We start from the raw sequence: 26,013 nt of genomic DNA on the forward strand, positions 1-26,013 counted from the left end.
ACTTCCGCCGACCGGCCCCGGCCGGGACGCCCGTGGATCAGCCTCGCGGCTTCTCGCGCATCTCGTACGTCGCGATGACGTCGTCGACCTTGATGTCGTTGAAGTTTCCGAGGTTGATACCGCCCTCGTAGCCTTCGCGGATCTCGGTGACGTCGTCCTTGAAGCGGCGCAGACCCTCGATGTTGAGGCTTTCCGCGATGACCTTGCCGTCGCGGATGAGCCGGGCCTTGGTGTTGCGCTTGACCTCGCCGGACCGGATGAGAACACCCGCGATGTTGCCCAGCTTGGACGAGCGGAAGACCTCGCGGATCTCCGCCGTACCGAGCTCGACCTCTTCGTACTCCGGCTTGAGCATGCCCTTGAGGGCCGCCTCGATCTCCTCGATGGCCTGGTAGATCACCGAGTAGTACCGGACGTCGACGCCCTCACGGTCCGCCATCTGCGAGGCACGGCCGGCCGCGCGGACGTTGAAGCCGATGACGATGGCGTCGGAGCCCATCGCCAGGTCGATGTCCGACTCGGTGACCGCACCCACGCCGCGGTGCAGCACGCGGATGTCGACCTCTTCGCCGACGTCGAGCTGGAGCAGCGAGGACTCGAGAGCCTCCACCGAACCGGACGCGTCGCCCTTGATGATGAGGTTGAGCTGCTGGACCTCGCCCGCCTTGAGCACCTTGTCGAGGTCCTCGAGGGACACCCGGCGGGTGCGCTTGGCGAACGCGGCGTTGCGCTCACGGGCGGCACGCTTCTCGGCGATCTGACGGGCCGTACGGTCCTCGTCGACGACCAGGAAGTTGTCGCCCGCGCCCGGGACATTGGTGAGACCGAGCACGAGGACCGGGGTCGAGGGACCCGCGATCTCCACGTTCTCGCCCTTGTCGTCGAGCATGGCGCGGACACGGCCGTACGCGTCACCGGCGACCATCGTGTCACCGACGCGCAGCGTGCCTCGCTGGACGAGGACGGTCGCGACGGCGCCGCGGCCCTTGTCCAGGTGGGCCTCGATCGCGATGCCCTGCGCGTCCTGCTCCGGGTTGGCCCGCAGGTCGAGCGAGGCGTCCGCGGTGAGGACCACGGCCTCCAGCAGGGAGTCGATGTTCAGACCCTGCTTGGCGGAGATGTCGACGAACATGGTGTCGCCGCCGTACTCCTCCGCCACCAGACCGAACTCGGTGAGCTGACCGCGCACCTTGGTCGGGTCGGCGCCCTCGACGTCGATCTTGTTGACCGCGACCACGATCGGCACCTCGGCCGCCTTGGCGTGGTTCAGCGCCTCGATCGTCTGGGGCATCACACCGTCGTTCGCCGCGACCACGAGGATCGCGATGTCGGTGGACTTCGCACCACGGGCACGCATGGCGGTGAACGCCTCGTGACCCGGGGTGTCGATGAAGGTGATGGCCCGCTCTTCGCCGTTGACCTCGGTCGCGACCTGGTACGCACCGATGTGCTGCGTAATGCCGCCGGCCTCGCCCGCGACGACGTTCGTCTTGCGGATCGCGTCCAGCAGTCGGGTCTTACCGTGGTCGACGTGACCCATGACGGTCACCACCGGCGGACGCGAGACCAGCGCCTCGTCGCCGCCCTCGTCCTCGCCGAACTCGATGTCGAAGGACTCGAGAAGCTCGCGGTCCTCCTCCTCCGGGCTGACGATCTGGACGGTGTAGTTCATCTCGTCGCCGAGCAGCGCCAGCGTCTCGTCCGAGACGGACTGGGTCGCGGTGACCATCTCGCCGAGGTTCATCATGACCGCGACGAGCGACGCCGGGTTGGCGTTGATCTTCTCCGCGAAGTCGGTGAGCGAGGCACCGCGCGACAGGCGAATGGTCTCGCCGTTGCCGCGAGGCAGCATCACACCGCCGACCGACGGGGCCTGCATGGCCTCGTACTCCTGGCGCCTCTGCCGCTTCGACTTGCGGCCACGGCGCGCCGGGCCGCCGGGACGACCGAAGGCGCCCTGCGTGCCACCACGGCCGCCGGGGCCGCCGGGACGACCGCCGAAGCCGGGACGACCGCCGAAGCCGCCGCCACCACCGGGACCGCCGGGACGACCGGCGAAGCCGCCGCCACCACCGGGACGACCGCCGCCACCGGGACCGGCGGGACGGCCTGCGAAGCCGCCGCCACCGGGACGACCGCCACCGCCACCGGGACGGCCTGCGCCGCCACCGCCGCCGGGACCGCGACCGCCGCCACCGGGACCGCCACCAGGACGGGGACCGGCAGCAGGACGCTGCGGCATCATGCCGGGGTTCGGACGGTTGCCCGCGGGGCCGCCGCCGGGACGGGGCGCCTGCGGACGGGGCATGCCGCCCGGGGTCGGACGGGCGCCGCCCTGGCCCTGCGGACGCGGAGCGCCGCCGGGACCGCCCTGCGGACGGGGAGCACCCGGAGCGGAACCGCCGCCGGGACCGGGGCGTGCGCCACCGGGGCGGGGCGCCTGCGGGCGCGCCATGCCGGTGGAGCCACCGGACGTGAACGGGTTGTTGCCCGGACGGGGACCCGACGGACGGCCACCGGGGCGCGGGGCGCCCTGGCCGCCGGCGGGACGCGCCGGACGCTCGCCGCCGCGCTCGCCACCACGGCCGCCGTCACGCTGACCGCCGTCACGCTGGCCACCGGCCGGAGCCGGACGGGCAGGGCGCGGACCGGGGGTGGCACCCGCGGGACGCGGGGCCTGCGGTGCGGCGGGCTGGGCGGGAGCCGGGGCCGAGAACTCGGCAGCGGGCACCGGAGCCGCCGGAGCCGGCTTGGCCGGTGCGGGCTTGGGACCCGGCGTCGGACGCTGGCCGGAGGCCGGCGCCGCGGGAGGGGTGCTGCTCGCCGGGGCCGGCTTGGGGGCCGGTGCGCCGGGCTTGGGGGCAGCGGGACGTGTCGCCTGCGCCGGGGAGGTGTCCCCGGGCTGCGCCGCGGAGGGCGCTGCGGGCTTCGAGGGCGTCGCCTTGCGGGGCGCGCCAGGCTTTGCTGCGGACTTGCCGGCGTTGCCGCCGGGCCCCTGCAGCGCGTCAGTCAACTTGCGTACAACCGGCGCCTCGATCGTCGAGGACGCCGAACGGACGAATTCACCGAGTTCTTGGAGCTTGGCCATGACGACCTTGCTCTCTACGCCGAACTCCTTGGCGAGTTCGTATACCCGGACCTTAGCCACTTCGCTCCTTTTAGGTCCGGGTTACCGCCGGACCGTCGCTACTTCATGGGCGTACTCATCGCGTACTCATCGAGTGCTCATCGCAATCTCGACCTACTTCCGACTCGCGAGGTACCTGACCGCACGGGGTATCCGTGCCGTACTTCTTCTCTTACGGTGCTGCCTGCTCGACATACCGCCGCACCGCGGCGGTCTCGAGCGGTCCCTGGACCCGGAAGGCCCTCGGGAACGCCCGGCGGCGGACCGCCAGGTCGAGACAGACCAAGGCGGGGTGCACGTACGCACCCCGGCCGGGCAGCGTACCGCGATCATCGGGGACGCATTCACCCTCGATCATCACGATGCGCAGCAGATCGCTCTTGGCCGCTCGCTCCCGGCATCCCACACAGGTTCGCTCAGGGCATACGCGGGCACGCGTCCGGCCAGACACGGTTAAGTCTACCTCCCCGCACCGACCTCACCCCTTGGGGGCAAGAATCGAACGGTCGTTGTCCTGATCGTGGTCAGCCTGGACGGCGCCCGTCACCGTTGCAACAGGATTCCGCCCCCGGCCATTCCTCGGCCCGGTCGCCGGGCCCCTGGCCGCCGCTCAGCGCTCGTCGTCGTTCAGCTCGGTGTCCGGGCGGATGTCGATGCGCCAGCCCGTGAGACGGGCGGCCAGGCGGGCGTTCTGCCCCTCCTTGCCGATCGCCAGGGACAGCTGGTAGTCCGGAACGGTCACCCGGGCGGAGCGCGCGCCGAGGTCGACGATCTCCACCTTGCTGACACGCGCCGGCGACAGGGCGTTCGCCACCATCTCGGCCGGGTCGTCGGACCAGTCCACGATGTCGATCTTCTCGCCGAGCAGCTCGGCCATGACATTGCGCACCCTGCCGCCCATCGGGCCGATGCAGGCGCCCTTGGCGTTCAGCCCGGAGCGGGTGGAACGGACAGCGATCTTGGTGCGGTGACCGGCCTCACGCGCGATCGCGGCGATCTCGACGCTGCCGTCCGCGATCTCCGGGACCTCGAGCGCGAAGAGCTTCTTCACCAGGTTCGGGTGCGTACGCGAAAGAGTGACGGACGGACCGCGCACGCCCTTCGCCACCCGGACCACATAGGTGCGCAGCCGCAGCCCGTGGGTGTACTCCTCGCCCGGCACCTGCTCCTGCACCGGCAGGATGGCCTCGAGCTTGTCGTCCAGCCTGACCAGTACGTTCTTCGGGTCCTTGCCCTGCTGCACCATGCCGGCGACGACGTCGCCCTCACGGCGGGCGTACTCACCGAACGTGACGTCGTTCTCCGCGTCACGCAGCCGCTGCTGGATGACCTGGCGGGCGGTGGTGGCGGCGATCCGGCCGAAGTCCGACGGGGTGTCGTCGAACTCCTTGGGCTCCTGCCCCTCCTCCAGGTCGGCCGGGTCCTCCTTGGCCCACACGGTCACATGACCGGTGTCCCGGCTGAGCACCACGCGGGCGTGGCGGCGGCTGCCCTCGGTGCGGTGGTACGCGATGAGGAGAGCCGACTCGATGGCCTCGACCAGCAGATCGAAAGCGATCTCCTTCTCCTGTGCCAAGCCCTTCAGGAGCTTCACGTCGATGTCCACGGCTACGCCTCCTCTTCCTTCTTGTCCTTGCGGTTGAACTCGATCTCCACGCGCGCCTTGGCGATCTCGTCGAAGGCGACCCGGCGGGTGGTGGGCTTGCGCCCCTTCACACCCGGCACCTCGAGATCGAGCCCCTCGTCGTCCACGGTGAGGATGCGGGCCACCAGCTCCCCGCTCTCGTGCAGCTGCAGCTTGACCAGCCGGCCGGTGGCGCGCACGTAGTGGCGGTGCTGGGTCAGGGGGCGGTCGGCGCCGGGGGAGCTGACTTCGAGGACGTACTCGCCCTCGCCCATCGCGTCCGTCTCGTCGAGCTTCTCGGAGAGGGCGCGGCTCAGCTCGGCACAGGCGTCCAGTTCGACGCCGTCGTCGGAGTCCACGGTGATCCTCAGCATCCGGCGCCGGCCCGCACGGGAGACCTCGATCTCTTCCAGATCCAGTCCCGCGGCGCTGACGAGCGGCTCCAGCAGCCCGCGCAGCCTGTCGCTCTGGGTGGTGCTCATCCGGGTGACTCCTCGGCCGCGTGTGCTGTTGTGGGATCGTCGCGTGTCGAAGAAAGGGTATCCGGTCGCGGGGGGTGTTGCCGTCCACCCGTCCGGCCCGCGGGTACGCTCGCCTGCGGCGATGATCACTGCGAACCCGAGGAGACACGCGTGGGGCGCACGGGGACGACACGAAGACGTGCGCTTCTGGCGACGGGGGCGGCAGCGGCGGGCCTGTTGACGGGCTGTTCGAACGATGCGCCCGCCTCCCGGCGCACGCCGGGGCGATCCCCCGACGCGGCGCGCGCCGAGGCCGCGCTCCGTGCGCGCCAGGCGCGCACGAGCACCGCGCTGCGGGACGAGTACGACGCCGTGATCGCCCGTCATCCCGCGCTCGCGGACCGGTTGACGCCGCTGCGGGCGGAGGTCGCGGCGCATGTGGTGGCGCTGGCGGGACCGGCGTCGTCTCCTTCCCCCTCCCCCTCGCCTTCGGGTTCCGCGTCCGCCGCGGCGGCCACCCCGGCTCGAGACGAGCCCGCCGCCGCCCTGAAGGCGCTGGCCGCCGCCGAGCGCCGGACCTCCGCCGGCCACATCACCGCCCTCGCCGGCGCCGGGCCCGAACTCGCCCGCCTGCTCGCCTCCGTCGCCGCTGCGGGCGCCGCGCATGCGTACTTGCTGACGAAGGGTGACGGCCGATGAGCACGGTGGACGCGCGCGACGACGTGACGGCCCGGCTGGACGCCCTGCAGGCCGCGCTGGCGGCGGAGCACGCCGCGGTCTACGGCTACGGGGTGGTCGGCGGCCGGGTCGGCGACGACCGGGAGAACGAGGCCGCCGCCGCCCACGCCGCGCACCGCTCGCGGCGGGACGCGCTGGCGCGCACCGTGCGCGACCTCGGCGGGAAGCCCGTAGTGGCCGCCGCCGGCTACGACCTGCCCTTTGCCGTGCCGGACGCCGCCGCGGCGATACGGCTCGCCGCCGTGCTGGAGGAACGCGTGGCCGGCGTCTACTCCGATCTCGTACGGGCCGCGGAAGGGGCTCTGCGGCTGGAGGCCGTCGGCGCGCTGCGCGAGGCGGCGGTCCGCGCCGTGCGCTGGCGCGGCAGCGGCGTAGCCTTTCCTGGGCTCGCCGAGCGGGCCGACCGGAACTGACGGGGAAGACGGGGAAAGGGAACCACGGACGTATGGCTTTCGAACCGCCGCAGCGGCTGGTCCGGGCACTCGGTGAGGACGACGAGTGGCTGGCCCGGCTGCCCGAAACCGTCCAGGAGGCGGTGGACCGGCGGAAGCTGGACGTCGAGCGGGCCGTCGCGCCGGGCGGCCGGAGCGGCCTGGTCCTCCTCGCACGGCAGCCGGACGGCACCCCCGCGGCCCTGAAGCTCGCCCCGCCGTCCGCCGCCCCGGCCCTCGAGCGGGCGGCACTGGAGCAGTGGAACGGCTGGGGCGCGGTGCGGCTGCTGGACGCCACCGACCAGGAGTTGCTGCTGGAACGGCTGCACCCCGAGGTCTCGCTCCGTTCGCTGCCGGAGGCCAAGGCGCTGCTGGAGGCGGCGGGCACGGTGCGCCGGCTGTGGGTGGAGCCGCCGGCCGGCCACGGCTTCGAGACGGTGACGCGGCGCACCGGGCGGCAGGCCGAGACGATGCGCGCGTCCGTCGAGCCGCTCGTCGCGGCGGCGCTGGCGGCCCGGGACGAACTGGTCGCGCTGCCGCCCGAGGAGTTGCTGCTGCACGGCAACTTCCGTCAGGGCAAGGTGCTTTCCGGTGACCGCGTGCCATGGCTGGCGGTCGGACCGGAGCCACTGGTCGGCGAACGCGCCTACGACCTGGCGCGGTTGGTGCGCGACCGGGTCGAGGACCTCATCGCCTCCTCCGCGGGCCCGTCGGCGGCACGCCGCCGCGTCAACAAGCTCGCGGACTCCCTGGAGGTCGACCGCGAACGGCTGCGCGGCTGGACGCTGTTCCGGGCGGTGGAGTCGGGAACCCGCGCGGTGGCCGCGGGGCGGCGCGCGGAGGGCGAACTGGCGCTGGAGTTCGCGGGCTGGCTGTAGCGGGGACGGTGGCGGTGGCCGCTGCGCGGGGCTGTTCCCCTACCCGCCCCTTCCCGAACCGGGGCAAGCCTCGGACCCCGGACCGCGCTCCGCGCGGTGGCCTCAATCGCCGGCCGGGCTGGAAATGCCGCTGCGCGGCACCCAGCCCAGCCGGGCAACTCCAGCCTCGCTGGGGGCACCTCCCACGGCCGCCAGGCCGTAGGGGGAGTTTGAGGCGCGGGGTTCGGGGCGGAGCCCCGACAAGACCGGCCACACCCAGCCCCGCCGGCGATTGAGGCGCGGGTCCGGGCGGAGCCCGGTTCCAGAGGGGAACAGGCCCCCCGGCACGGCGTCAGGCGCGCAGGCGCGCCACCGCTTCCGCCACCGGCAGCTCCTCGCGCTCACCCGTCCGGCGGTCCTTCAGTTCCACCACGCCCTCGGCCGAACGGCGGCCCGCCACCAGGATCTTGGGGACGCCGATCAGCTCCGCGTCCGTGAACTTCACGCCCGGCGAGACACCGGCGCGGTCGTCGACGAGGACCCGCAGGCCCGCCTCGCCCAGCTGGTTCGCGACGTCGAGGGCGAGCTCGGTCTGGAGCGCCTTGCCCGCGGCGACGACGTGCACGTCCGCCGGGGCGATCTCGGCGGGCCAGCACAGACCCTTGTCGTCGGCCGACTGCTCAGCCAGGGCGGCGACCGCGCGCGAGACGCCGACGCCGTAGGAGCCCATGGTCACGCGGACCGGCTTGCCGTTCTGGCCGAGCACGTCGAGCTGGAAGGCGTCGGCGTACTTGCGGCCGAGCTGGAAGATGTGGCCGATCTCGATCGCGCGGTCGAGCTTCAGCCCTGTGCCGCACGACGGGCAGGGGTCGCCCGCCTCGACGACCACGACGTCGAGGTACTCGTCGACCTCGAAGTCCCGGCCCGCGACGACGTTCCTCGCGTGCTTGCCCTCCACGTTGGCGCCGGTGATCCACGCCGTGCCGGGTGCGACGCGCGGGTCGGCGATGTAGCGGACCTTCTCCAGTCCCTGCGGGCCGACGTAGCCGCGCACCAGGTCGGGGCGGCCGACGAAGTCCTCCGCGGTGACCAGCTCGACGGTGGCCGGGGCCAGGTGGTCGCCCAGCTTGCCGAGGTCGACCTCGCGGTTGCCGGGAACGCCGACCGCGACGATCTCGCCGTCGACCTTGACCAGCAGGTTCTTCAGGGTCGCGGAGGCCGGTACGCCCAGGTGGTCGGCGAGCGTCTCGATGGTCGGGGTGTCCGGGGTGTCCAGCTCCTCGACGGGACCGTGCTCCGCTCCCTCGGCCGGGGCGAGCGCGAAGGTGACGGCCTCGGTGTTGGCCGCGTAGTCGCAGGAGGGGCAGTAGACGAACGTGTCCTCACCCGCCGCGGCGGGCGCCAGGAACTCCTCGGAGGCCGAGCCGCCCATCGCTCCGGAGACCGCGGAGACGATCTTGTGCTCGAGGCCGAGGCGCTCGAAGATCTTGATGTACGCCTCGCGGTGCAGCGCGTACGACGCGGCGAGGCCCTCGTCGCTGGTGTCGAAGGAGTACGAGTCCTTCATCAGGAACTCGCGGCCGCGCAGGATGCCCGAGCGCGGACGCGCCTCGTCGCGGTACTTGGTCTGGATCTGGTAGAGGACCACCGGCAGGTCCTTGTAGGACGTGCACTGGTCCTTGACCAACTGGGTGAAGATCTCTTCGTGGGTCGGGCCGAGCAGGTAGTCGGCGCCCTTGCGGTCCTTCAGGCGGAACAGCTCGGCCCCGTACTCCTCCCAGCGGCCCGTCGCCTCGTACGGCTCCTTGGGCAGCAGCGCCGGGAGCATCACCTCCTGCGCGCCGATCGCGTCCATCTCCTCGCGTACGACGCGGGTGACGTTCTCCAGGACGCGCTTGCCGAGCGGCAGCCAGGACCAGATGCCCGCGGCGTTGCGGCGGACGTAACCGGCGCGGACGAGGAGCTTGTGGCTGAGCGTCTCTGCGTCCGCAGGGTCGTCGCGCAATGTCTTGACCATCAGACGGGACATGCGCTGGACCTGGGCCATGGTGAACTCCTGCTCGGAACGTGTGATGTGCAGGAGGTTAGCCGGGGCGCACCGGCAGGCGGAAATCAGTTCCCCGTGCCGCTCCCCCGCCGCAGCGGCAGCGGGGCGCCCATCACGGCGTACGGGCTGGGCGCGCTGGGGAAGAGCACCTGGCCCGCGAGGTCCTGGTACCCGAGTCTGCGGTACAGCGCGCGGGCTGGGCTCTCGGTGTCGATCGCGGAGAGGATGGAGCGGGGCTGGTCCGCGGCGTCCGTGAGGACGGTGATCAGTTCGCGTCCGACGCCGCGCCCCTGGAAGCCGGGGTGGACGTGGAGCTCGGTGATGACGAAGGAGTCGTCCAGCCAGTTCTCGGTCCCGGTCCGGCGCAGATACGGCTCGACGACGGTGGACCACCAGTGGGCGCGGTCGTTGGGCATTCCGTAGACGAATCCGACGAGCCGGCCGTCGGCGGTCGTGGCGCCGAGCGCGCGGGCGCCGGGGTTCTGCAGATGGCGCAGCACGATGTACCGGCGGATGTCGATCTCGTCCTCGGTGAGGCCGAAGGCGAGCGCCTGCACGGCGAGCGCCTCGTCGACCCGCGCGGCGAGGTCGAGCGGTCCGACCACGGCGTCGGGGCCGTGGACGCCGCCGTCCCCGGTGAGTGCTGGCATGAGCCGAACCCTACTTGTCGTCGTCGCCGCGTACGGGCCCGCGGGCATCGCACGGGCGGACCGGTGACGGGTGTGCGGGAATCAGAACAGCACGCTCATGAAGGCGCCGACCTCACGGAATCCGACCCGCCGGTACGAGGCCCTGGCGGCGGTGTTGTAGTCGTTCACGTACAGGCTGACGACCGGTGACACGTCCGCCAGCGCGTAGCGCAGAACGGCCGCCATGCCGGTCTCGGAGAGTCCGCGGCCCCGGTATTCGGGGGCGACCCAGACGCCCTGGATCTGGCAGGCCCGGTCGGTGGCGGCGCCGATCTCGGCCTTGAAGACGACCTTGCCGTCGTCGATGCGGGCGAAGGACCGGCCGGTGCCGACGAGTTCGGCGACCCGCGCCTGGTAGAGGAGTCCGCCGTCGCCGGCCATCGGGGAGACGCCGACCTCCTCGGTGAACATGGCCACGCACGCGGGCATGATCACGTCCATCTCGTCCTTGCGGATCCGGCGGACGTGCGGATCGGGCTCGATGTCCGCCGGCACCCGGTCGGTGACCATCAGCGGCTGGTTGGGGCGTACGTCCCTGGCCGGGCCCCAGCTCGGTTCGAGCAGCCGCCACAGCTGGGCGGTGGGCTCCGCGGGGCCGACGATGGACGAGCAGCGGCGCCCCGCCCGGCGGGCGCGGTCGGCGAAGGCGCGCACGGCCTCCGGGGTGGTGCAGATGGGGACGAGGTTGGCGCCGGAGTAGCACAGGGAGCGCAGGTGCCCGTCCGCGTACCAGCCCCACATCTCACCGCCGAGTCGCCACGGGTCGAGCCCGGCGACCTGGACGCGGGACGTGACGAAAGCATTCGTCACGGGCTCGCTCTCGAGGATGGCGAGCGCTGCGCCGAGTTCGCCGGGGTCGAGGACCCGGGTGGTGGTCTGCGTCAACACGAGGGCGCCTCATCACACGGTTTGCTGGTCTTGGCACTCTACCCGGCTGGTCCGGGGGGTGGCGCGGGCACGGAAGGACCCCACCGACCGGCGGGGTCGGCGGGGTCCTGGACGAGCTTCCGGGGGCCGGCGGTTCAGCCGCGCGCGGGTGCGGCGTCGGGATCAGCCGGGCTCCCCGGGGCGGCCGGTCAGGCGCCGGGCTCGCCCACCGCGACGACGTCCGGCGTACCGGAGGCGACGCCGTCCTTCTCCATCTGCTCGGCGATCTTCATCGCCTCTTCGATCAGGGTCTCGACGATCTTCGACTCGGGCACGGTCTTGATGACCTCGCCCTTGACGAAGATCTGCCCCTTGCCGTTGCCGGAGGCCACACCGAGGTCGGCCTCGCGGGCCTCGCCGGGTCCGTTGACGACGCAGCCCATGACGGCGACCCGCAGGGGCACCTCCATGCCCTCCAGGCCGGCGGTGACCTCGTCGGCGAGCTTGTACACGTCGACCTGGGCGCGGCCGCAGGACGGGCAGGAGACGATCTCCAGGCGGCGCTGGCGGAGGTTGAGGGACTCCAGGATCTGGATGCCGACCTTGACCTCCTCGGCCGGCGGTGCCGACAGGGAGACCCGGATCGTGTCGCCGATGCCCTCGGCGAGCAGCGCGCCGAAGGCGACGGCGGACTTGATGGTACCCTGGAAGGCGGGGCCCGCCTCGGTGACGCCGAGGTGCAGCGGGTAGTCGCTCTGGGCGGCGAGCTGACGGTAGGCGTTGACCATGACGACCGGGTCGTTGTGCTTGACCGAGATCTTGATGTCGTGGAAGCCGTGCTCCTCGAAGAGGGAGGCCTCCCACAGCGCCGACTCGACGAGCGCCTCCGGCGTCGCCCGGCCGTACTTCTCCAGCAGCCGGCGGTCGAGGGAACCCGCGTTCACACCGATCCGGATCGGGGTGCTCGTCTCGCGGGCGGCCTTGGCGATCTCCTTGACCTTGTCGTCGAACTGCTTGATGTTGCCCGGGTTGACCCGGACCGCCGCGCAGCCCGCGTCGATCGCCGCGAAGACGTACTTCGGCTGGAAGTGGATGTCCGCGATCACCGGGATCTGCGACTTCCTGGCGATGGTGGCCAGTGCGTCGGCGTCGTCCTGGGTCGGACAGGCAACCCGCACGATCTGGCAGCCGGACGCCGTGAGCTCCGCGATCTGCTGCAGCGTGGCACCGATGTCGGACGTCCTGGTCGTCGTCATCGACTGCACGGAAACAGGCGCGTCACCGCCGACGGCGACCGAGCCGACCTGAATCTTCCGGCTGACCCTGCGGTCGGCGAGCTTCGTCGGAACGGACGGAATTCCGAGAGAAATTGCAGTCATCTGCTGTGCAACCCCAAGGTGTGGATCGAGGTCCCGAGATCGGCGGGCTCCAGCACCCGAGATTACGGCACTGGCGTTCGCCGGAGCACATCGCACACCGATGTCCACCCAAAGGTGACGGCCGGACACAAAGGATGTCCGGCCGTCGGGGTCCTGCGGAAGATCGGATCAGCTGATCTTCACCGGGTTGACGATGTCCGCCACCAGCACGAGCAGGGTGAAGCAGATGAAGATGCCCGCCACCACATAGGCGACCGGCATGAGCTTCGCCACGTCGAACGGTCCCGGGTCGGGGCGCCGGAAGACCTTGGCGACGTTCCGCCGCAGGGACTCCCACAGCGCTCCCGCGATGTGCCCGCCGTCCAGGGGCAGCAGCGGCAGCATGTTGAAGAGGAAGAGCGAGAGGTTGAAGCCGGCCAGCAGCATCAGGAACGTCGCGACGATGTTCGTCGTCGGCACGTCCAGATTGAGCACCTCACCACTGAGGCGCGCGGCGCCGACCACCCCGACCGGGGAGTCGTCCTTGCGCTCGCCCTCGCCGAAGGCGGCGTCCCACAGGTCGGGGACCTTGGACGGCAGGGCGACGACCGCCTCGACGCCGTTCTCGATCATGCCGCCCATGCGCTCGACGGAGTCGCCGAACGACAGCGGAAGGATCTCCGTCTTCGCGGCGAAGCCGAGGTAGCCGGCCGGGACGAACTCCTCGGGGACGACCTCCCCGTCCTCGTCCTTCTTCGCCACCGTGTTCTCGATGAGCGTGGCCTCAAGGACCTGCTCCGTGCCGCCGCGCTCGACGGTGATCGTGGCGGGGCCGATCGTCTCCCGGATACGGGTCGACAGCGTGGACCAGTCCTCGACGGGCTTGCCGTTGAACGCGACGATCCTGTCGCCCTCCCGCAGCCCGGCGGCGGCCGCCGGAGACCGGGGGTCGCCCTTCGCGCAGGTGTCGCGCTTCTCGCTCTGCGCGATGACGCATTTCTGCACGCCGGCGACCTCGGTGGTCTGCGTCGGCGAGCCGAAGGTCATCATCACGCCGAGGAAGATCGCCACGGCGAGGATCAGGTTCATGAACGGGCCCGCGAACATCACGATGACGCGTTTCCACGGCTTGCGCGTGTAGAACAGCCGCGTCTCGTCGCCCGGCTTCAGCTCCTCGTACGCGGCGGAGCGGGCGTCCTCGATCATGCCGCGCCACGGCGAGGTGGAGCGGGCCTCGATCCGCCCGTCCTGACCGGGCGGGAACATCCCGATCATGCGGATGTAGCCGCCCATGGGGATGGCCTTGATCCCGTACTCGGTCTCGCCCTTGTGCCGTGACCAGAGCGTGGGGCCGAAGCCGACCATGTACTGGGGCACCCGGATACCGAAGAGCTTGGCCGTGGAGAGGTGGCCGAGCTCGTGCCAGGCGATGGAGAAGAGCAGCCCGACCGCGAAGAGCGCGATGCCCAGAATGGTCAACAGAATCGTCATGCGCGAGCCTCCGCCGTCGCCTTCGCTGCCGTTTCACGGGCCCTGGCCCTGGCCCAGGTCTCCGCTTCCAGGACGTCCGCCACCGTCAGTGAGGTTCCCGGAGCCGGGGTCCCGTGCTCGGCGACCACCTCGGTGACCGTATCCATGATGGCGTTGAACGGCAGCCGTCCGGCGAGGAACGCCCCGACGCACTCCTCGTTCGCGGCATTGAACACCGCCGGGGCCGTGCCGCCCAGCTCGCCCACGTGCCGGGCCAGCCCCACCGACGGGAACGCCTCGTCGTCCAGCGGGAAGAACTCCCACGTGGAGGCCGTGGACCAGTCGAAGGCGGGGGCCGCGTCCGGCACCCGCTCGGGCCAGCCGACGCCGATGGCGATCGGGCCGCGCATGTCGGGCGGGGTGGCCTGGGCGAGCGTCGAGCCGTCCATGAACTCCACCATCGAGTGAACGTACGACTGGGGGTGGACGACGACCTCGATGCGGTCGAAGGGGATGTCGTAGAGCAGATGCGCCTCGATCACCTCGAGTCCCTTGTTGACCAGGGTCGCGCTGTTGACCGTGATCACCGGGCCCATGGCCCAGGTCGGGTGGGCGAGGGCGTCCTCACGGGTGACGTTCGCCAGCTCGGCCCTGCTGCGGCCGCGGAAGGGACCGCCGGAGGCCGTCACGACCAGCTTGCGGACGTCGGCGCGGGTGCCGGCGGCGAGCGCCTGGAAGAGCGCGGCGTGCTCGGAGTCGACGGGGATGATCTGCCCGGGCTTGGCGAGCGCCTTGACCAGCGGCCCGCCGACGATGAGCGACTCCTTGTTGGCCAGCGCGAGCGTACGGCCGGCTTCGAGGGCGGCGAGCGTGGGGGCGAGACCGATGGAGCCCGTGATGCCGTTGAGCACCGTGTGGCACGGGGAGGCGGCGAGCTCGGTCGCGGCGTCCGGTCCGGCCAGGATCTCGGGCAGCGGCTCGGCGCCGTACTGCGCGGCGAGCGCCTCCCGCAGCGCGGGCACGGCGTCCTCGCGGGCCACCGCGACCGTGCCCGCGCGCAGCCGGTACGCCTGCTCGGCGAGCAGGCCGACCCGCCCGCCGGCGGCGGACAGGGCGGTGACACGGAAACGGTCGGGGTTGCGCAGGACCAGGTCGATGGCCTGCGTACCGATGGACCCGGTGGAGCCGAGGACGACGATGTCCCGGCGGCCTTCGGCTGCGTCGAAGACGAGATGCGGGTCTGCGAGGGGTGATGGGCTGTCGCTCATCCCCCCATTGTGGCCGTACTCCCTGTCCGCCCGGACAGGGAGTACCGCGCACACCGCCGAAGCTCAGCGGATCGGGCGGTGCACGTTCTCCTTCACCGTCGGGCCGGGGGTGGCGTCGGCGATCCACGGGCCTTCGCCGCTGGCGTCGATCACGCCTTCCTCCAGCCAGGCGTACGTGCCGGACAGGACGCCCTTGACGACCTTGCGGTCCAGGTCGTCGGTGTTGGACCAGAGCCGGTCGAACAGTTCCTCGACGCGGATCCTCGCCTGGTGGCAGAAGGCGTCGGCGAGCTGGTACGCCTCGCGGCCGTGCTCCCCGGACGCCCGGAGCATGTCCGCGCGGACGCAGGCGGCGCTCATCGCGAACAGCTCGGCGCCGATGTCGACGATCCGGCCGAGGAAGCCCTGCTTGGTCTCCATCCGCCCCTGCCAGCGGGACATGGCGTAGAAGGTGGAGCGGGCCAGCTTGCGGGAGCTGCGCTCCACGTACCGCAGATGCGCGGACAGGTCCTGGTGGCCGGCGGGGTGGAACTCGGCGTACGTGCGGGGCAGTTGGCCGGGCCCGGTGACGAGCTTGGGCAGCCAGCGGGCGTAGAAGGCGGCCGCGTTGGCGCCCGCCTTCGCCTTCGCGGACATCGGCTTGTCCGGGTCGATGATGTCGCCTGCGACGGCGAGGTGCGCGTCGACCGCCTCACGGGCGATGAGCAGATGCATGATCTCGGTCGAGCCCTCGAAGATCCGGTTGATCCGCAGGTCGCGCAGCAACTGCTCGGCGGGCACGGCCCGTTCGCCGCGGGCCGCCAGGGAGTCCGCCGTCTCGAAGCCGCGGCCGCCGCGGATCTGAACCAGCTCGTCGGCCATCAGACAGCCCATCTCGGACCCGTACAGCTTGGCGAGCGCTGCCTCGATACGGATGTCGTTGCGGTCCTCGTCGGCCATCTGGGAGGCCAGGTCGACAACGGCCTCCAGGGCGAAGGTGGTCGCGGCGATGAAGGAGATCTTGGCGCCGACGGCCTCGTGCTTCGCGACGGGCTTGCCCCACTGCTCGCGTACCTCCGACCACTCCCGGGCGATCTTCAGACACCACTTGCCGGCGCCGACGCACATCGCGGGCAGCGAGAGCCGGCCGGTGTTGAGCGTGGTCAGCGCGATCTTCAGACCCGCGCCCTCGGGGCCGATGCGGTTCGCCGCCGGCACCCGCACCCGGTGAAAGCGGGTGACGCCGTTCTCCAGGCCGCGCAGCCCCATGAAGGCGTTGCGGTTCTCGACGGTGATGCCCTCGCTGTCGGCCTCGACGACGAACGCGGTGATGCCTCCCTTGTGCCCCTCCGACTTCGGCACGCGGGCCATGACGACGAGGAGGTCGGCGACGACGCCGTTGGTCGTCCACAGCTTGACGCCGTCCAGGACGTAGTCCTCGCCGTCCGGCACGGCGGTGGTGGCGAGGCGGGCCGGGTCGGAGCCGACGTCGGGCTCGGTGAGCAGAAACGCGGAGATGTCGCTGCGGGCGAGACGCGGCAGATACTTCTCCTTCTGCTCGTCGGTGCCGAACTGCTTCAGCGGCTGCGGCACACCGATCGACTGGTGCGCGGACAGCAGCGCGCCGATCGCCGGGTTCGCCGAGCCGACGAGGGCGAGCGCCTTGTTGTAGTACACCTGGGTGAGGCCGAGGCCCCCGTACTTGGGGTCGATCTTCATACCGAGCGCGCCGAGTTCGCGCAGGCCGTTGATCACCTCGTCGGGGATCCGGGCCTCCCGCTCGATGAGCGCGCCGTCGATCTTCGTCTCGCAGAACTCGCGCAGCTTCGCGAGGAACTCCTCGCCGCGCCGGGTGGCCTCGCCGGTCGGCATGGGATGAGGGTGGATCAGGTCGAGCCGGAAACGTCCGAGGAACAGCTCCTTGGCGAAACTCGGCTTGCGCCAGTCCTGTTCGCGCGCCGCCTCCGCGACCTCTCGCGCTTCGCGCTCACTGATCTTCGGGGTCTGGGGCTTGTGCAGGGGCTTGTCCGTGGGAGCGGACATGAGGCTCACCTCGCCGCGAATCGGGGACCGCCCAGGGCGTGTACCGGACGGTGCTACTCGTTCGTAGTACCCGATTCGGGGCACCTCCACCAGCCCGCGTACGGCAGCGGGAGCAACGGGGCCGGCGGTGGCCGGCGCGTTTGCCCGGGCGCGCGTTCCCGGCGCGTCGCGGTCCCGTCCGGGCTCGGGCCCGAGCCCGGACGGGGCTGCCGCACGGGCTGCCGCACCCTGACCGGCTCAGGCCGGCGCGCAGACGGCCGGCCACGGTGGTCGACTGGCCGGACGACCCAGTGCCTCTGAACAAAGGAACCCATCATGGCAATCATCGCGGTCATCGACATGCCGGGGATGACCCAGGCCCAGTACGAGCAGAGCGTGGAGAAGGTGGCCGGCCGCCCCGGTCCGGTCAAGAGCCCCGCCGACTGGCCGGTGGCCGGTCTCATCTCCCACACCGCCGCCCCCACCGCCAACGGCTGGCTCGTGGTGGACGTCTGGGAGTCCGAGGAGGCGTTCCGGCAGTTCGGCGATACCCTCGTCCCCGTCCTCCGGGAGCTGGGTCTCCCGGAAGTGGAGCCGCAGGTCTACCCGGTGTTCAACGTCGTCACCCGCTAGCACCGGGCAGTGACGAGCAGCGTCCCGGTGCGGCGGGGCTCCGGCGGCATCGAGGACACGCGCCTCGACGCCGCGGAACCCGGCCCGTTCGAGGAAACCGGTCCAGCGGCGCGGGGGCAGCCGAAGCGGCAGATGAACATCGCCTTCCCGGCGAACCCGCCCTCAGTGGCGGATCAGGCCGCCGACCGGTACGGGAGGGACGTGGCCGGTTGGCGGAACGGTCCGCGCGAGGGCGAGACCGACATCGAGCAGCGACGACCGGCCGAGGCGGGCGACGTCGGGGATCGGAGTCCAGACCGACTCGGCGGTCTCGCCGTTCGGCTCGGGCCGGAGCCGGCCACCGGTGATGCGGACCTGGTAGAAGACGCCGACGTTGTGGAGCTCGGGCCGGCCGCGCACGCGGCGTTCCGCCGCGGGGATCACCCGTGAGTCCACGCCCAGCAGGCGTTCGACCACGGCGTCCAAGCCGGTCTCCTCGGCGACCTCTCGGACCACCGTGCCGAACGGATCCTCCCCGTGCTCGACCCTGCCGCCGGGAAGGGTCCAGGTCCTCTCTCCGTCCGGCTGCACCGCATGGGCGAGCAGCACCCGCCCGCCCTCGATGCACACCGCGTAGGCAGCCAGCCGCAGATCCATCCCCGGAGACTATCCAGGTCCCTTGGACCGGCCCTGGGGGCAGAACACCAGATCCGGCCGGAAGCCGTACGGGATCGGGGACTTCAACGAGGCCGAGTTCGCCGGGGTGACCGGCCCGCCGGCCGACTCCTCGGCCCGGCCCACGACTTGGCCGGCCGCGCCGCCGGTCATGTCGTGGGCCGAGCAGGTCCGCATCCAACCGGGACAGCTGCCCCCTGCACCGCCTCGTCCTGGCCGCGCCGACGTCGTGTCCCCGGCCCGCCGAGACCGCCGACCGCGCCACGCACGCCGGACTCCTCAAGGGCGCGGACCGGCTGGTCGCCGCGAGGGACGGCGCGCCCCGTCAGGCGAGGGCGGCCTGGGCGAGTTCGTCGGCTACCTGGCCAACGTGTGCCCGGCCCATCGCGGCTGGGGACACGGCACGGGCGCCCCTGTGGGCAGGCCGCTCGCCGACGCGCTGACGCGCATGCACTGCCCGTGCTCGGCAGCCCCCGGCCCGGTCGACGGAACCAGCCGGACCCTGCCGGAGCCGGCGGACACGCCGCGCCGGTTGCCGGCCGCCAACACCGAGGACCCGGTGACGCCGCCGTCGGCCGTCCGGGCCTGGCGTACGGCATACCCGTCGGCAAAGTACGTGCGGTACCGCTACGGGGGCCACATCCAGGTCCCCGACGAAGCGGCTGCGCGGATTGCCCGCTGGGTCGAGAGAAGCGGTGGCTGACGCGCCCGGCTCGGACAGGTAGGCACGAAGACGGCCGGAGCCCCCGCACAGTGGGCTCCGGCCGTCGGTCGTGGTGTACGGGCGTTACAGCGCCAGGCCGGTGAGGACCAGCACCCGCTCGTACGTGTAGTCGTCCATCGCGAACGCGACGCCCTCGCGGCCGACGCCGGACTGCTTGGCGCCGCCGTAGGGCATCTGGTCGGCGCGGTAGGACGGGACGTCGCCGACGATCACGCCGCCGACCTCGAGGGCGCGGTGCGCGCGGAAGGCGGTCCGGACGTCGTGGGTGAACACGCCCGCCTGGAGGCCGTACTTGGAGTCGTTGACCGCCGCGAACGCCTCGGCCTCGCCGTCGACCCTGGTCACGGTCAGGACCGGGCCGAAGACCTCCTCGCAGGCGAGGGTGGTGTCGGCGGGGACGTCGGTCAGGACGGTCGGCGCGTAGGCGGCGCCGTCGCGCTTGCCGCCGGTGAGCAGCTTCGCGCCGCCCCGGACGGCCTCGTCCACCCAGGACTCCACGCGCTTCGCCGCGTCCTCGCTGACCAGCGGGCCGACGTCGGTGGCGGCGTCGGACGGGTCGCCGGTGACCTGGGCGTCGACGGCGGCGACGATCTTCGGCAGCAGCCGGTCGTACACCGTCGCGTCGGCGATCACGCGCTGCACGGAGATGCAGGACTGGCCGCCCTGGTAGTTGGAGAAGGTGGCGATACGGGTCGCCGCCCAGTCCAGGTCCTGCTCGGACGCGAAGTCGGCGAGGACGACGGCCGCGCCGTTGCCGCCGAGCTCCAGGGTGCAGTGCTTGCGCGGCACCGAGTCCATGATCGCGTAGCCGACCTTGTCGGAGCCGGTGAAGGAGATGACCGGCAGGCGCTCGTCCTGCACGAGGGCGGGCATCTGCTCGTTCGGGACCGTCAGCACGGACCAGGAGCCGGCGGGCAGCTCGGTCTCGGCGAGCAGCTCGCCGAGGATCAGGCCGGACAGCGGGGTCGCCGGGGCCGGCTTGAGGATGATCGGCGCGCCGACGGCGATCGCCGGGGCGATCTTGTGGGCGCAGAGATTGAGCGGGAAGTTGAACGGCGCGATGCCGAGCACGACGCCCTTGGGGAAGCGGCGGGTCAGGGCCAGCCGCCCCTGGCCGCCGGCGTCGGTGTCGAGCCGCTGCGCGTCGCCGCCGTTGAAGCGGCGGGCCTCCTCGGCGGCGAACCGGAAGACGGAGACGGCACGGCCGACCTCGCCACGGGCCCACTTGATCGGCTTGCCGTTCTCGGCGGAGATCAGCTGCGCGAGCTCTTCGGTTCGCTCGACCAGGCGCTTCGACACATGGTCGAGGGCGGCGGCGCGGACGTGGGCGGGCGTCGCGGCGAACTCGTCGCGCACGGCGTACGCCGCGGCGACGGCCTCCTCCACCTGGGCCTCGGTCGGTACGGAGACCCGGCCGACGAGGCGGCCGTCCCACGGGGAGGTGACGTCGAAGGCGGTCTCGCCGGTGGCCTGGCGGCCGGCGAGCCAGAAGGCGTGGGTGGAAGTCATGCGGGTCCCGGCCCTTCCGAAGTAGTGGGGTTTGCTCTCGGTCGTTCTCTCCACACGGTAGGGCCGCCGGTCCGTCCGGTCGTTTGTCCGGCGTGGAGTAGTCGCGTGTCCCGCCTGGCCTCTTTGGCGCGTCGGTGGTGGCGGGGCGGCCCCGGCGGTACGGCGGCCACCCCGCGGCGGCCGCCCGCCGGGCGCGGTCAGCGGCGGCGTTCGGTGGACACGATCAGGCAGACGCCGGCCACGACGACGGCGCCGCCCACCGCGATCGGCCAGGTCAGCCGCTCGCCGAGCACCAGCGCGCCGAGCAGTACGGCGACCACCGGATTGACGTACGCGTATGTGGCGACGAGCGACAGCGGCGCGGTGTGCAGCAGCCGGGCGTACGCGGTGAACGCGAGCAGGGAGCCGAAGACGACGAGGTAGGCGAGCGCGGCCCAGGAGCGGGTGGAGACGTCGCCGGGAACGAAGCCGTGGTGCTCGCCCCGGCCGAGCGCGACGAGGGCGCAGCCGATGCCGCCGGCCACCATCTCGTAGGCGCTGGCCGCGAAGGGGTCGGCCGGCATTGGGATGCGGGACGACGAGAACGAGCCCACCGACCACATCACGGTGGCCACGATCACGGTCAGGACTCCCGCGATGCGCACGTCGCCGCTGAGCCCGGGCAGGGTCAGCACGGCCAGTCCGGCCAGGCCGAGGGCGACGCCCGCGTACGCGCCGAGGCCGGGACGCTCGCCGGACGCCCGGCGCAGGACGACGACCCAGGCGGGGACCACGGCGATCAGCAGCGCGGCGAGCCCGGACGGGATGGACGTCTCCGCGAGGACGACCAGGCCGTTGCCGCCGAGGAGCAGCAGCAGGCCGACGACGGCCGCGGAGGCGAGCTGCTTCTTCGTGACCTTGAGCGCCGCGGGGCCGCGCCGCCAGGCGACGAGGGCTCCGAGGATCAGTCCGGCGACGACGAACCGGGCCGCCGCCGAGGCGAACGGCGGCATCGTCTCGACGACGATGCGGATGCCGAGGTAGGTGGAGCCCCAGACGACGTAGACGATGGCGAGCGCGGCCCAGACGGCGCCGGAGATCCGGCGGCGGGCGGGGGCCGAGGGGGCCGCTGTCGGGACCGGTGCGGGAACGCGTCCGCCGGGTGTCGACTCGGCTGCGGGGCTTGTCATGCGCAGGAGATTAAGGGGCAGGCGGCTGGCGGTCGCCGAGATCGAGTTCTTCGGCCGCAGGTCATGAGGCGGGGCGCGGCTTCGACGGCGGCTCGCCCGTCGCCTTGAGCGCGAGCCAGAGCTCCATGCGCACGTCCGGGTCGTCGAGCGAGCGGCCGAGGATCTCCTCCACCCGGCGCATCCGGTAGCGCAGCGTGTGGCGGTGGACGCCGAGGTCGGCCGCGGCGGCGTCCCACTGGCCGTGACGGGACAGCCAGGCCCGCAGCGAGGCGACCAGGTCGCCCCGGCCGGTCGCGTCGTGGTCGCGCAGCGCGCGCAGTATGCCGTCCGCGAACGCGCGCACCGCGTCGTCTCCGAGCAGCGGCACGATGGACCCGGCGGCCAGCTCCTCGTGCTCGACGAGGGCGCGCCCCCTTCGGCGGGCCACGGAGAGCGCCTGCTCGGCCTGCTTGTAGGCGCCGGCGGCCGCGGTCGGACCGGTCGGCGCGGAGAGCCCGACGTACAGTTCGGCCTCCTCCGCGTCCCTGGCCGCGTAGCTGCCCACGCACGCGGTGGCCACCGCCCCTCCGTCCACGGCCAGGACGACCATCCGGTCCTCGACCCCGTCGGGGACCGCGAGAACGGTCTCCCCGGCCCGCGCGGCCGCCGACTCGACGGCCTCGGCGAAGGCGCTCAACGCGGCGGGGCGGTCGCCCGCGGCCGGGTCCGGGTCGCCGCCGGCTTCGGCGATCAGCAGCCGGAACGGGGCGTCGAGGAGCCCGCCGTACAGATCGCCGGCGACGGCCCGGGCGTGGTCGGGCTGCCCGGACAGCATCATGCGCAGCACCGCGGCACCGAGGCGCTGTTCGGCGGCCTGCATCGCCCGGGACCGCTCGGTGGTCAGGGTGAGGAGCGCGACCGCGGAGTGCACCGCGTAGCGCTCCGCGGTACCGAGCGGGGCGCCGGTGCCGACGGCGAGCGCGCCGCGGACCCGGCGGCCCGTGCCGAGGGACTGGAGCTCGACCCGGTCGTCGTCCTCCGTGCCGCCGACGACGGCGCTCGCGGGCGCGGCCCGTTCGCGCAGCCGCTCGACGTCGGCGGTGAGCCGGGCCGCGCGCCGGGCGGCCCAGTCGGGGGCCGCGGCGACGACCGCGCCGGACGCGTCGTACAGCGCCGCCCAGCCGTCGATGTGCGCGGCGAGCCGTCCGACGACCGCGCCGGGCCCTTCGGTGAGCGCGGCCCGGGTCAGCTCCCGCTGCGCCTCGAACCCGGCGGTCACCGCCCGGTACTGGTCGGCGGCGATCGCCGCGGACACGGCTTTGCTGATCGCGATGAACGGCGTGCGGCGGGGCACGGCGAGCAGCGGCAGTCCCTCCTGCCTGGCCGCCTCGACGAGCGCCTCGGGAATGTCGTCGTAGTACACGCCGACCGCGAAGCCCAGTCCGACCACCCCGGCGCCCACCAGTCTGCGCACGTAGCGGCGCATGGCCTCGTGGTCCTCAGCGTCCAACTTCATGGCCGTGACCAGCAGCAGCTCCCCGCCCTCCATGTACGGCACGGGGTCGGTGAGCTCGCTGACGTGGGCCCACCGCACGGGTGTCTCGAGCCGGTCCTCCCCGGCGCGCACGGTGAGCTTGAGCGCCGAGTGCTGGACGAGCGAGGCGAGGGTCGGCGGCATGGGACCAGGGGCCCTTCGGGGCAGGGGGCGGCGGGTGCTGATTTCGCCGTCCCGTATGAACGGCATACCTCGATTCTGCCAGGGTGTCGCAGTGCCGGTTTCCCGCGGCGTCCGCTCGGCGTCCCCGCGGCTCAGGTCCGCAGATCGACCAGCAGCGGCGGCGCGTGCTCGCCCCGTACGGTCGTCAGCGACAGCACGGCGTGACCGGCGGGCACGGCGTGGGCCAGGTCCGACGCCGACCAGCGGGCGCGTTCCACCTCCCGTACGGTGACCGCTTCCGCGGTGGGCGCCCTGCCGGTGACCAGGCGGCGCATCATGTGCAGCGCCTTGGTGAGCGGCTCGTCGGCGATGATCTGCCGGTTGGTGACGTCCCGGGTCTGGACCCACTCGGTGCCCCAGCTCTCTGCGAACCGGCCGCCGTCCCACGGGGCCAGCCCCGCGAACGCCATCCGGCAGCCGACCGAGCCGAGCAGCGGACCGCGCAGCGGCTCCGGCACGTCCTCCAGGGTGCGCAGCGCGAGGACGACACCGGCGTGCGCGGAACGCAGCCGCTGCAGCGCGCGCACCGAGTCGGCGGTCACCGTGCTGGTCGCGTCGTCGAGCACCAGGCAGGCGAAGAGCGAGCGGTCGGAGCGGGTGAGCGCGGCCTCGGTGAACTGGGCGAGCACCAGCCGGGCGATGATCCGCGACGCCTCCGCGTGGCCGCGCTCGGGAAGGTCCACGCGGACCCGCATGGGGTGCTCGACGGCCCGCAGGGAGAACGTCCGCCCGCCGCCGTCCGTACGGAAGGACCCGGCGAACGCGGGCCGGTCGAGGAAGGCGATCCGCTCGGACAGCAGCACCCCGATGTCGTCGCCGCGGGCCGACTGCCGTTCCCTGGCGTCCAGTTCGCGCAGCTGCGACGCCTCGCCCGCCTCTTCCAGGGCCGTCCGCAGCGCGCCGAGCGCGGCGGGTGCGCCGCCGAGCAGTTCCCGCAGCTCGGGGACGGCCGGGAAGTGTCCGTGCACGCACCGGTAGGGCCCGATCAGCTGGGCCAGCGCGGTCGCGGCCCGGCGGCTGTCCCCGCCGGGCAGCCCGGCGGACAGATCCCCTACGAGCGCCTCCGCGAGCACCCGGGCGGCCTCGTCGGGGTCCTCCGCGCCGCCGTACAGATCGAGGTCGTGCGTGTTCCCCGGCTGCCCGACGGCGATCACCAGGTCGAAGTCCCCGTCGGGGACGACCGCGTTGCCGTGGGCGGTCACCGCGACGACGGCGGCGCGGTTGGCGAGCGCCAGCAGACACAGGGACTCGATCACCGGGCGTACGAGTCGCACGCTCTTGCCCGAGCCGGACGGGCCGACGGCCAGCAGTGACGTGCCGAGCAGGGCCGGCTCCAGAGCGACGCCCGTGGTGCGGCGTGCATACGGATTGCGTCCGTCGTCGACGACCGTGCCGATCTTGACCTGCCCGGTGGCCAGGTCGTGCGTCGCGGTCCGCACCGGCAGGTCCCGCAGCCCCGACGGGTGCGCGCAGGCGGCGGGCCCGTGCCGGCGCACGGTGTCCACGAAGGCGGCGAGCCGCTCGGGCCGTGCGTGCACGCCCTGCCAGGCGCGGCGGATCCGCGCGTAGTCCACATCCCCGAGGCTCCCGGCCCGCGTCGCCTCCGCGAGCCGCCCGGCCACCTCCCCGAGCCCCGCGGCACGCAACTCGGGCCAGTCGGCGGGGTCGGCGCCGGGCGCCGGGGGCGCCACGGGGGCGGGCTTGTCCCGGCGCACCACGTAACGCCGCCAGATCTCCGGCACGTTGCCGATCCGCGCGAAGAACAGCAGCATGCCGCCGCCGATGATCGCGTAGTACACGTAGCTGGCGTTGCCCCATGTCGTCGCGTCGTCGCGCCACGAGTCCGGGGTGAGCACGAGCAGGGGCCAGAGCCAGTAGCGGCCCAGATAGCCGTTCCACAGCAGCGACCACAGCAGCCAGCCGGTGAGCAGCGAGATCAGCGCACCCGAGATCAGCCGCCGCGCCGGGACCGGCTCCGGCTCCTCCTCGGGCCGCGCCCGGTGCCCGAACCGCCAGACGCCGGGCTCCGCCTGGGGTCGCGGCGTCCGCAGCCAGTCGAGCACGGCGGGACGGGTCGACGGCGCGTGGCCCGGCAGCGCGGGAGCGCCGGGCGGCACGGACGGCTCCGCCGGTGGACCGGCAGGACGCGGCACGCGACCGGCGTGCGTACCCCGTGCGTCGAATGTGCCTTCGGATTCCATGAAACCGCTGCCCCCTGACCAGCCAGGCCCCGCATCTGTGCACGGCCAATCTAGTGCGTGAGCCCTTGGGCGGGCGGCAGACCGGTTCACGTTTCCGACCGCGGCGGGTCGGGGCGTGGCCCCGCGGGTCCGGATCACGTGCCTGGTCGTGGCCCGGTCCGGGACGTTCGGTGTCCGGGTGCCGCCCGGAACCCCGACAAAAGCGCGCCGCGCGGGTGGCCACCCTGCCGGCCCACCAACCGAGGAACCGCCCGAAGGAACACAGGGCGGCAGCCCCGGCCGACGACCGCACACCGGCGCAGCCACGCCCCCGGGCACGCCGCACCCACCGACCGGGCCACCCCCGGGGCACGCCCCACCGCCGACGGGGCCGGACCGCCACCCCCGGGGGCACCACCCCCACCGGCCGGCCCGGGAAACGGCGCCCCGCCGACCCCGTATGGCCGCCGCGGACAACGACGCACCCGCAACACTCCCGATCGGCGCATG

Annotated in this window: 21 protein-coding genes; 5 read left to right on the forward strand and 16 right to left on the reverse strand. The window is 72.7% G+C overall.

Annotated features, from left to right (window positions below):
• Positions 1 to 37 precede the first annotated feature (37 nt).
• The 4 genes from infB to rimP form a co-directional block, all read right to left on the reverse strand.
• Positions 38 to 3,148 (reverse strand): translation initiation factor IF-2, encoded by a 3,111-nt coding sequence (infB, locus tag ACFYOP_RS09995; RefSeq protein ID WP_356895737.1) that lies wholly within the window; start codon positions 3,146 to 3,148, stop codon positions 38 to 40.
• A gap of 151 nt (positions 3,149 to 3,299) precedes the next feature.
• Complete coding sequence (locus ACFYOP_RS10000; RefSeq protein ID WP_356895735.1) at positions 3,300 to 3,578, reverse strand: YlxR family protein; 279 nt, start codon at positions 3,576 to 3,578, stop codon at positions 3,300 to 3,302.
• 159 nt (positions 3,579 to 3,737) lie between these two features.
• Complete coding sequence (gene nusA, locus ACFYOP_RS10005; RefSeq protein ID WP_356895733.1) at positions 3,738 to 4,733, reverse strand: transcription termination factor NusA; 996 nt, start codon at positions 4,731 to 4,733, stop codon at positions 3,738 to 3,740.
• Positions 4,734 to 4,735: 2 nt separating this feature from the next.
• Entirely contained in the window at positions 4,736 to 5,233 is a 498-nt protein-coding gene (rimP, locus tag ACFYOP_RS10010) for a ribosome maturation factor RimP (RefSeq protein WP_356895731.1), read from the reverse strand.
• A gap of 150 nt (positions 5,234 to 5,383) precedes the next feature.
• On the opposite strand from rimP, the gene ACFYOP_RS10015 reads away from it, so the two are divergent.
• The 3 genes from ACFYOP_RS10015 to ACFYOP_RS10025 are packed head-to-tail and all read left to right on the forward strand — an operon-like array spanning position 5,384 to position 7,259.
• Complete coding sequence (locus ACFYOP_RS10015; protein ID WP_356895729.1) at positions 5,384 to 5,911, forward strand: hypothetical protein; 528 nt, start codon at positions 5,384 to 5,386, stop codon at positions 5,909 to 5,911.
• Complete coding sequence (locus ACFYOP_RS10020; protein WP_356895727.1) at positions 5,908 to 6,363, forward strand: ferritin-like domain-containing protein; 456 nt, start codon at positions 5,908 to 5,910, stop codon at positions 6,361 to 6,363. The genes ACFYOP_RS10015 and ACFYOP_RS10020 overlap by 4 nt, the downstream gene beginning before the upstream one ends.
• A gap of 32 nt (positions 6,364 to 6,395) precedes the next feature.
• The gene (locus ACFYOP_RS10025; RefSeq protein ID WP_356895725.1) at positions 6,396 to 7,259 is read left to right on the forward strand and encodes an aminoglycoside phosphotransferase family protein; all 864 of its coding nucleotides are present in this window, start codon (positions 6,396 to 6,398) and stop codon (positions 7,257 to 7,259) included.
• A 331-nt stretch (positions 7,260 to 7,590) separates the two neighbouring features.
• Here ACFYOP_RS10025 and ACFYOP_RS10030 read toward each other — a convergent pair whose 3' ends face one another.
• The 7 genes from ACFYOP_RS10030 to ACFYOP_RS10060 form a co-directional block, all read right to left on the reverse strand.
• Positions 7,591 to 9,285: a proline--tRNA ligase gene (locus tag ACFYOP_RS10030; RefSeq protein WP_356895723.1), complete on the reverse strand. Its 1,695-nt coding sequence runs from the start codon at positions 9,283 to 9,285 to the stop codon at positions 7,591 to 7,593.
• 65 nt (positions 9,286 to 9,350) lie between these two features.
• Positions 9,351 to 9,935, reverse strand: coding sequence for a GNAT family N-acetyltransferase (locus ACFYOP_RS10035; protein ID WP_356895721.1), 585 nt, complete (start codon positions 9,933 to 9,935; stop codon positions 9,351 to 9,353).
• Positions 9,936 to 10,016: 81 nt separating this feature from the next.
• Positions 10,017 to 10,859: a GNAT family N-acetyltransferase gene (locus tag ACFYOP_RS10040; protein WP_356895792.1), complete on the reverse strand. Its 843-nt coding sequence runs from the start codon at positions 10,857 to 10,859 to the stop codon at positions 10,017 to 10,019.
• Positions 10,860 to 11,050: 191 nt separating this feature from the next.
• Positions 11,051 to 12,220, reverse strand: a complete 1,170-nt coding sequence (ispG, locus tag ACFYOP_RS10045; protein ID WP_356895719.1) for a flavodoxin-dependent (E)-4-hydroxy-3-methylbut-2-enyl-diphosphate synthase — start codon at positions 12,218 to 12,220, stop codon at positions 11,051 to 11,053.
• A 168-nt stretch (positions 12,221 to 12,388) separates the two neighbouring features.
• On the reverse strand, positions 12,389 to 13,690 hold the full coding sequence (locus ACFYOP_RS10050; protein ID WP_356895717.1) for a site-2 protease family protein: 1,302 nt from the start codon (positions 13,688 to 13,690) through the stop codon (positions 12,389 to 12,391).
• Positions 13,687 to 14,937, reverse strand: a complete 1,251-nt coding sequence (gene dxr / locus ACFYOP_RS10055; RefSeq protein WP_356895715.1) for a 1-deoxy-D-xylulose-5-phosphate reductoisomerase — start codon at positions 14,935 to 14,937, stop codon at positions 13,687 to 13,689. The genes ACFYOP_RS10050 and dxr overlap by 4 nt, the downstream gene beginning before the upstream one ends.
• A gap of 63 nt (positions 14,938 to 15,000) precedes the next feature.
• Positions 15,001 to 16,959, reverse strand: coding sequence for an acyl-CoA dehydrogenase family protein (locus tag ACFYOP_RS10060; RefSeq protein ID WP_356895713.1), 1,959 nt, complete (start codon positions 16,957 to 16,959; stop codon positions 15,001 to 15,003).
• A 315-nt stretch (positions 16,960 to 17,274) separates the two neighbouring features.
• On the opposite strand from ACFYOP_RS10060, the gene ACFYOP_RS10065 reads away from it, so the two are divergent.
• Positions 17,275 to 17,571 (forward strand): hypothetical protein, encoded by a 297-nt coding sequence (locus ACFYOP_RS10065; RefSeq protein WP_356895712.1) that lies wholly within the window; start codon positions 17,275 to 17,277, stop codon positions 17,569 to 17,571.
• Between the two features lie 162 nt (positions 17,572 to 17,733).
• On the opposite strand, the gene ACFYOP_RS10070 is transcribed toward ACFYOP_RS10065, so the two are convergent.
• Positions 17,734 to 18,207 carry an NUDIX domain-containing protein gene (locus tag ACFYOP_RS10070; RefSeq protein ID WP_356895710.1) on the reverse strand — a complete coding sequence of 158 codons (474 nt, stop codon included), beginning with the start codon at positions 18,205 to 18,207 and terminating at the stop codon, positions 17,734 to 17,736.
• Positions 18,208 to 18,673: 466 nt separating this feature from the next.
• Between ACFYOP_RS10070 and ACFYOP_RS10075 the strand changes: the two genes are divergently transcribed.
• The gene (locus tag ACFYOP_RS10075; RefSeq protein ID WP_388451337.1) at positions 18,674 to 18,928 is read left to right on the forward strand and encodes an alpha/beta fold hydrolase; all 255 of its coding nucleotides are present in this window, start codon (positions 18,674 to 18,676) and stop codon (positions 18,926 to 18,928) included.
• Between the two features lie 84 nt (positions 18,929 to 19,012).
• Here the strand turns inward: ACFYOP_RS10075 and ACFYOP_RS10080 are convergent, their stop codons facing one another.
• The 4 genes from ACFYOP_RS10080 to ACFYOP_RS10095 all read right to left on the reverse strand — a co-directional run bounded on the left by ACFYOP_RS10080 (position 19,013) and on the right by ACFYOP_RS10095 (position 25,524).
• Entirely contained in the window at positions 19,013 to 20,458 is a 1,446-nt protein-coding gene (locus tag ACFYOP_RS10080; protein ID WP_356895708.1) for an aldehyde dehydrogenase family protein, read from the reverse strand.
• A gap of 197 nt (positions 20,459 to 20,655) precedes the next feature.
• Positions 20,656 to 21,627: an EamA family transporter gene (locus tag ACFYOP_RS10085; RefSeq protein WP_356895706.1), complete on the reverse strand. Its 972-nt coding sequence runs from the start codon at positions 21,625 to 21,627 to the stop codon at positions 20,656 to 20,658.
• 61 nt (positions 21,628 to 21,688) lie between these two features.
• On the reverse strand, positions 21,689 to 23,284 hold the full coding sequence (locus ACFYOP_RS10090) for a PucR family transcriptional regulator (RefSeq protein WP_356895704.1): 1,596 nt from the start codon (positions 23,282 to 23,284) through the stop codon (positions 21,689 to 21,691).
• Between the two features lie 131 nt (positions 23,285 to 23,415).
• The gene (locus ACFYOP_RS10095; protein WP_356895702.1) at positions 23,416 to 25,524 is read right to left on the reverse strand and encodes an ATP-binding protein; all 2,109 of its coding nucleotides are present in this window, start codon (positions 25,522 to 25,524) and stop codon (positions 23,416 to 23,418) included.
• Positions 25,525 to 26,013: the final 489 nt, after the last annotated feature.

The organism is Streptomyces sp. NPDC006294 (assembly GCF_042870895.1).
GTDB lineage: Bacteria > Actinomycetota > Actinomycetes > Streptomycetales > Streptomycetaceae > Streptomyces.

Bases quoted from the DNA above. Each gene is read 5' to 3' on its own strand.
- rimP (WP_356895731.1), bottom strand. From the start codon at position 5,233: ATGAGCACCACCCAGAGCGACAGGCTGCGCGGGCTGCTGGAGCCGCTC.
- ACFYOP_RS10020 (WP_356895727.1), top strand. From the start codon at position 5,908: ATGAGCACGGTGGACGCGCGCGACGACGTGACGGCCCGGCTGGACGCC.
- ACFYOP_RS10025 (WP_356895725.1), top strand. From the start codon at position 6,396: ATGGCTTTCGAACCGCCGCAGCGGCTGGTCCGGGCACTCGGTGAGGAC.
- ACFYOP_RS10030 (WP_356895723.1), bottom strand. From the start codon at position 9,285: ATGGCCCAGGTCCAGCGCATGTCCCGTCTGATGGTCAAGACATTGCGC.
- ACFYOP_RS10035 (WP_356895721.1), bottom strand. From the start codon at position 9,935: ATGCCAGCACTCACCGGGGACGGCGGCGTCCACGGCCCCGACGCCGTG.
- ispG (WP_356895719.1), bottom strand. From the start codon at position 12,220: ATGACTGCAATTTCTCTCGGAATTCCGTCCGTTCCGACGAAGCTCGCC.
- ACFYOP_RS10050 (WP_356895717.1), bottom strand. From the start codon at position 13,690: ATGACGATTCTGTTGACCATTCTGGGCATCGCGCTCTTCGCGGTCGGG.
- dxr (WP_356895715.1), bottom strand. From the start codon at position 14,937: ATGAGCGACAGCCCATCACCCCTCGCAGACCCGCATCTCGTCTTCGAC.
- ACFYOP_RS10060 (WP_356895713.1), bottom strand. From the start codon at position 16,959: ATGTCCGCTCCCACGGACAAGCCCCTGCACAAGCCCCAGACCCCGAAG.
- ACFYOP_RS10065 (WP_356895712.1), top strand. From the start codon at position 17,275: ATGGCAATCATCGCGGTCATCGACATGCCGGGGATGACCCAGGCCCAG.
- ACFYOP_RS10070 (WP_356895710.1), bottom strand. From the start codon at position 18,207: ATGGATCTGCGGCTGGCTGCCTACGCGGTGTGCATCGAGGGCGGGCGG.
- ACFYOP_RS10075 (WP_388451337.1), top strand. From the start codon at position 18,674: ATGCACTGCCCGTGCTCGGCAGCCCCCGGCCCGGTCGACGGAACCAGC.
- ACFYOP_RS10080 (WP_356895708.1), bottom strand. From the start codon at position 20,458: ATGACTTCCACCCACGCCTTCTGGCTCGCCGGCCGCCAGGCCACCGGC.
- ACFYOP_RS10085 (WP_356895706.1), bottom strand. From the start codon at position 21,627: ATGACAAGCCCCGCAGCCGAGTCGACACCCGGCGGACGCGTTCCCGCA.
- ACFYOP_RS10090 (WP_356895704.1), bottom strand. From the start codon at position 23,284: ATGCCGCCGACCCTCGCCTCGCTCGTCCAGCACTCGGCGCTCAAGCTC.
- ACFYOP_RS10095 (WP_356895702.1), bottom strand. From the start codon at position 25,524: ATGGAATCCGAAGGCACATTCGACGCACGGGGTACGCACGCCGGTCGC.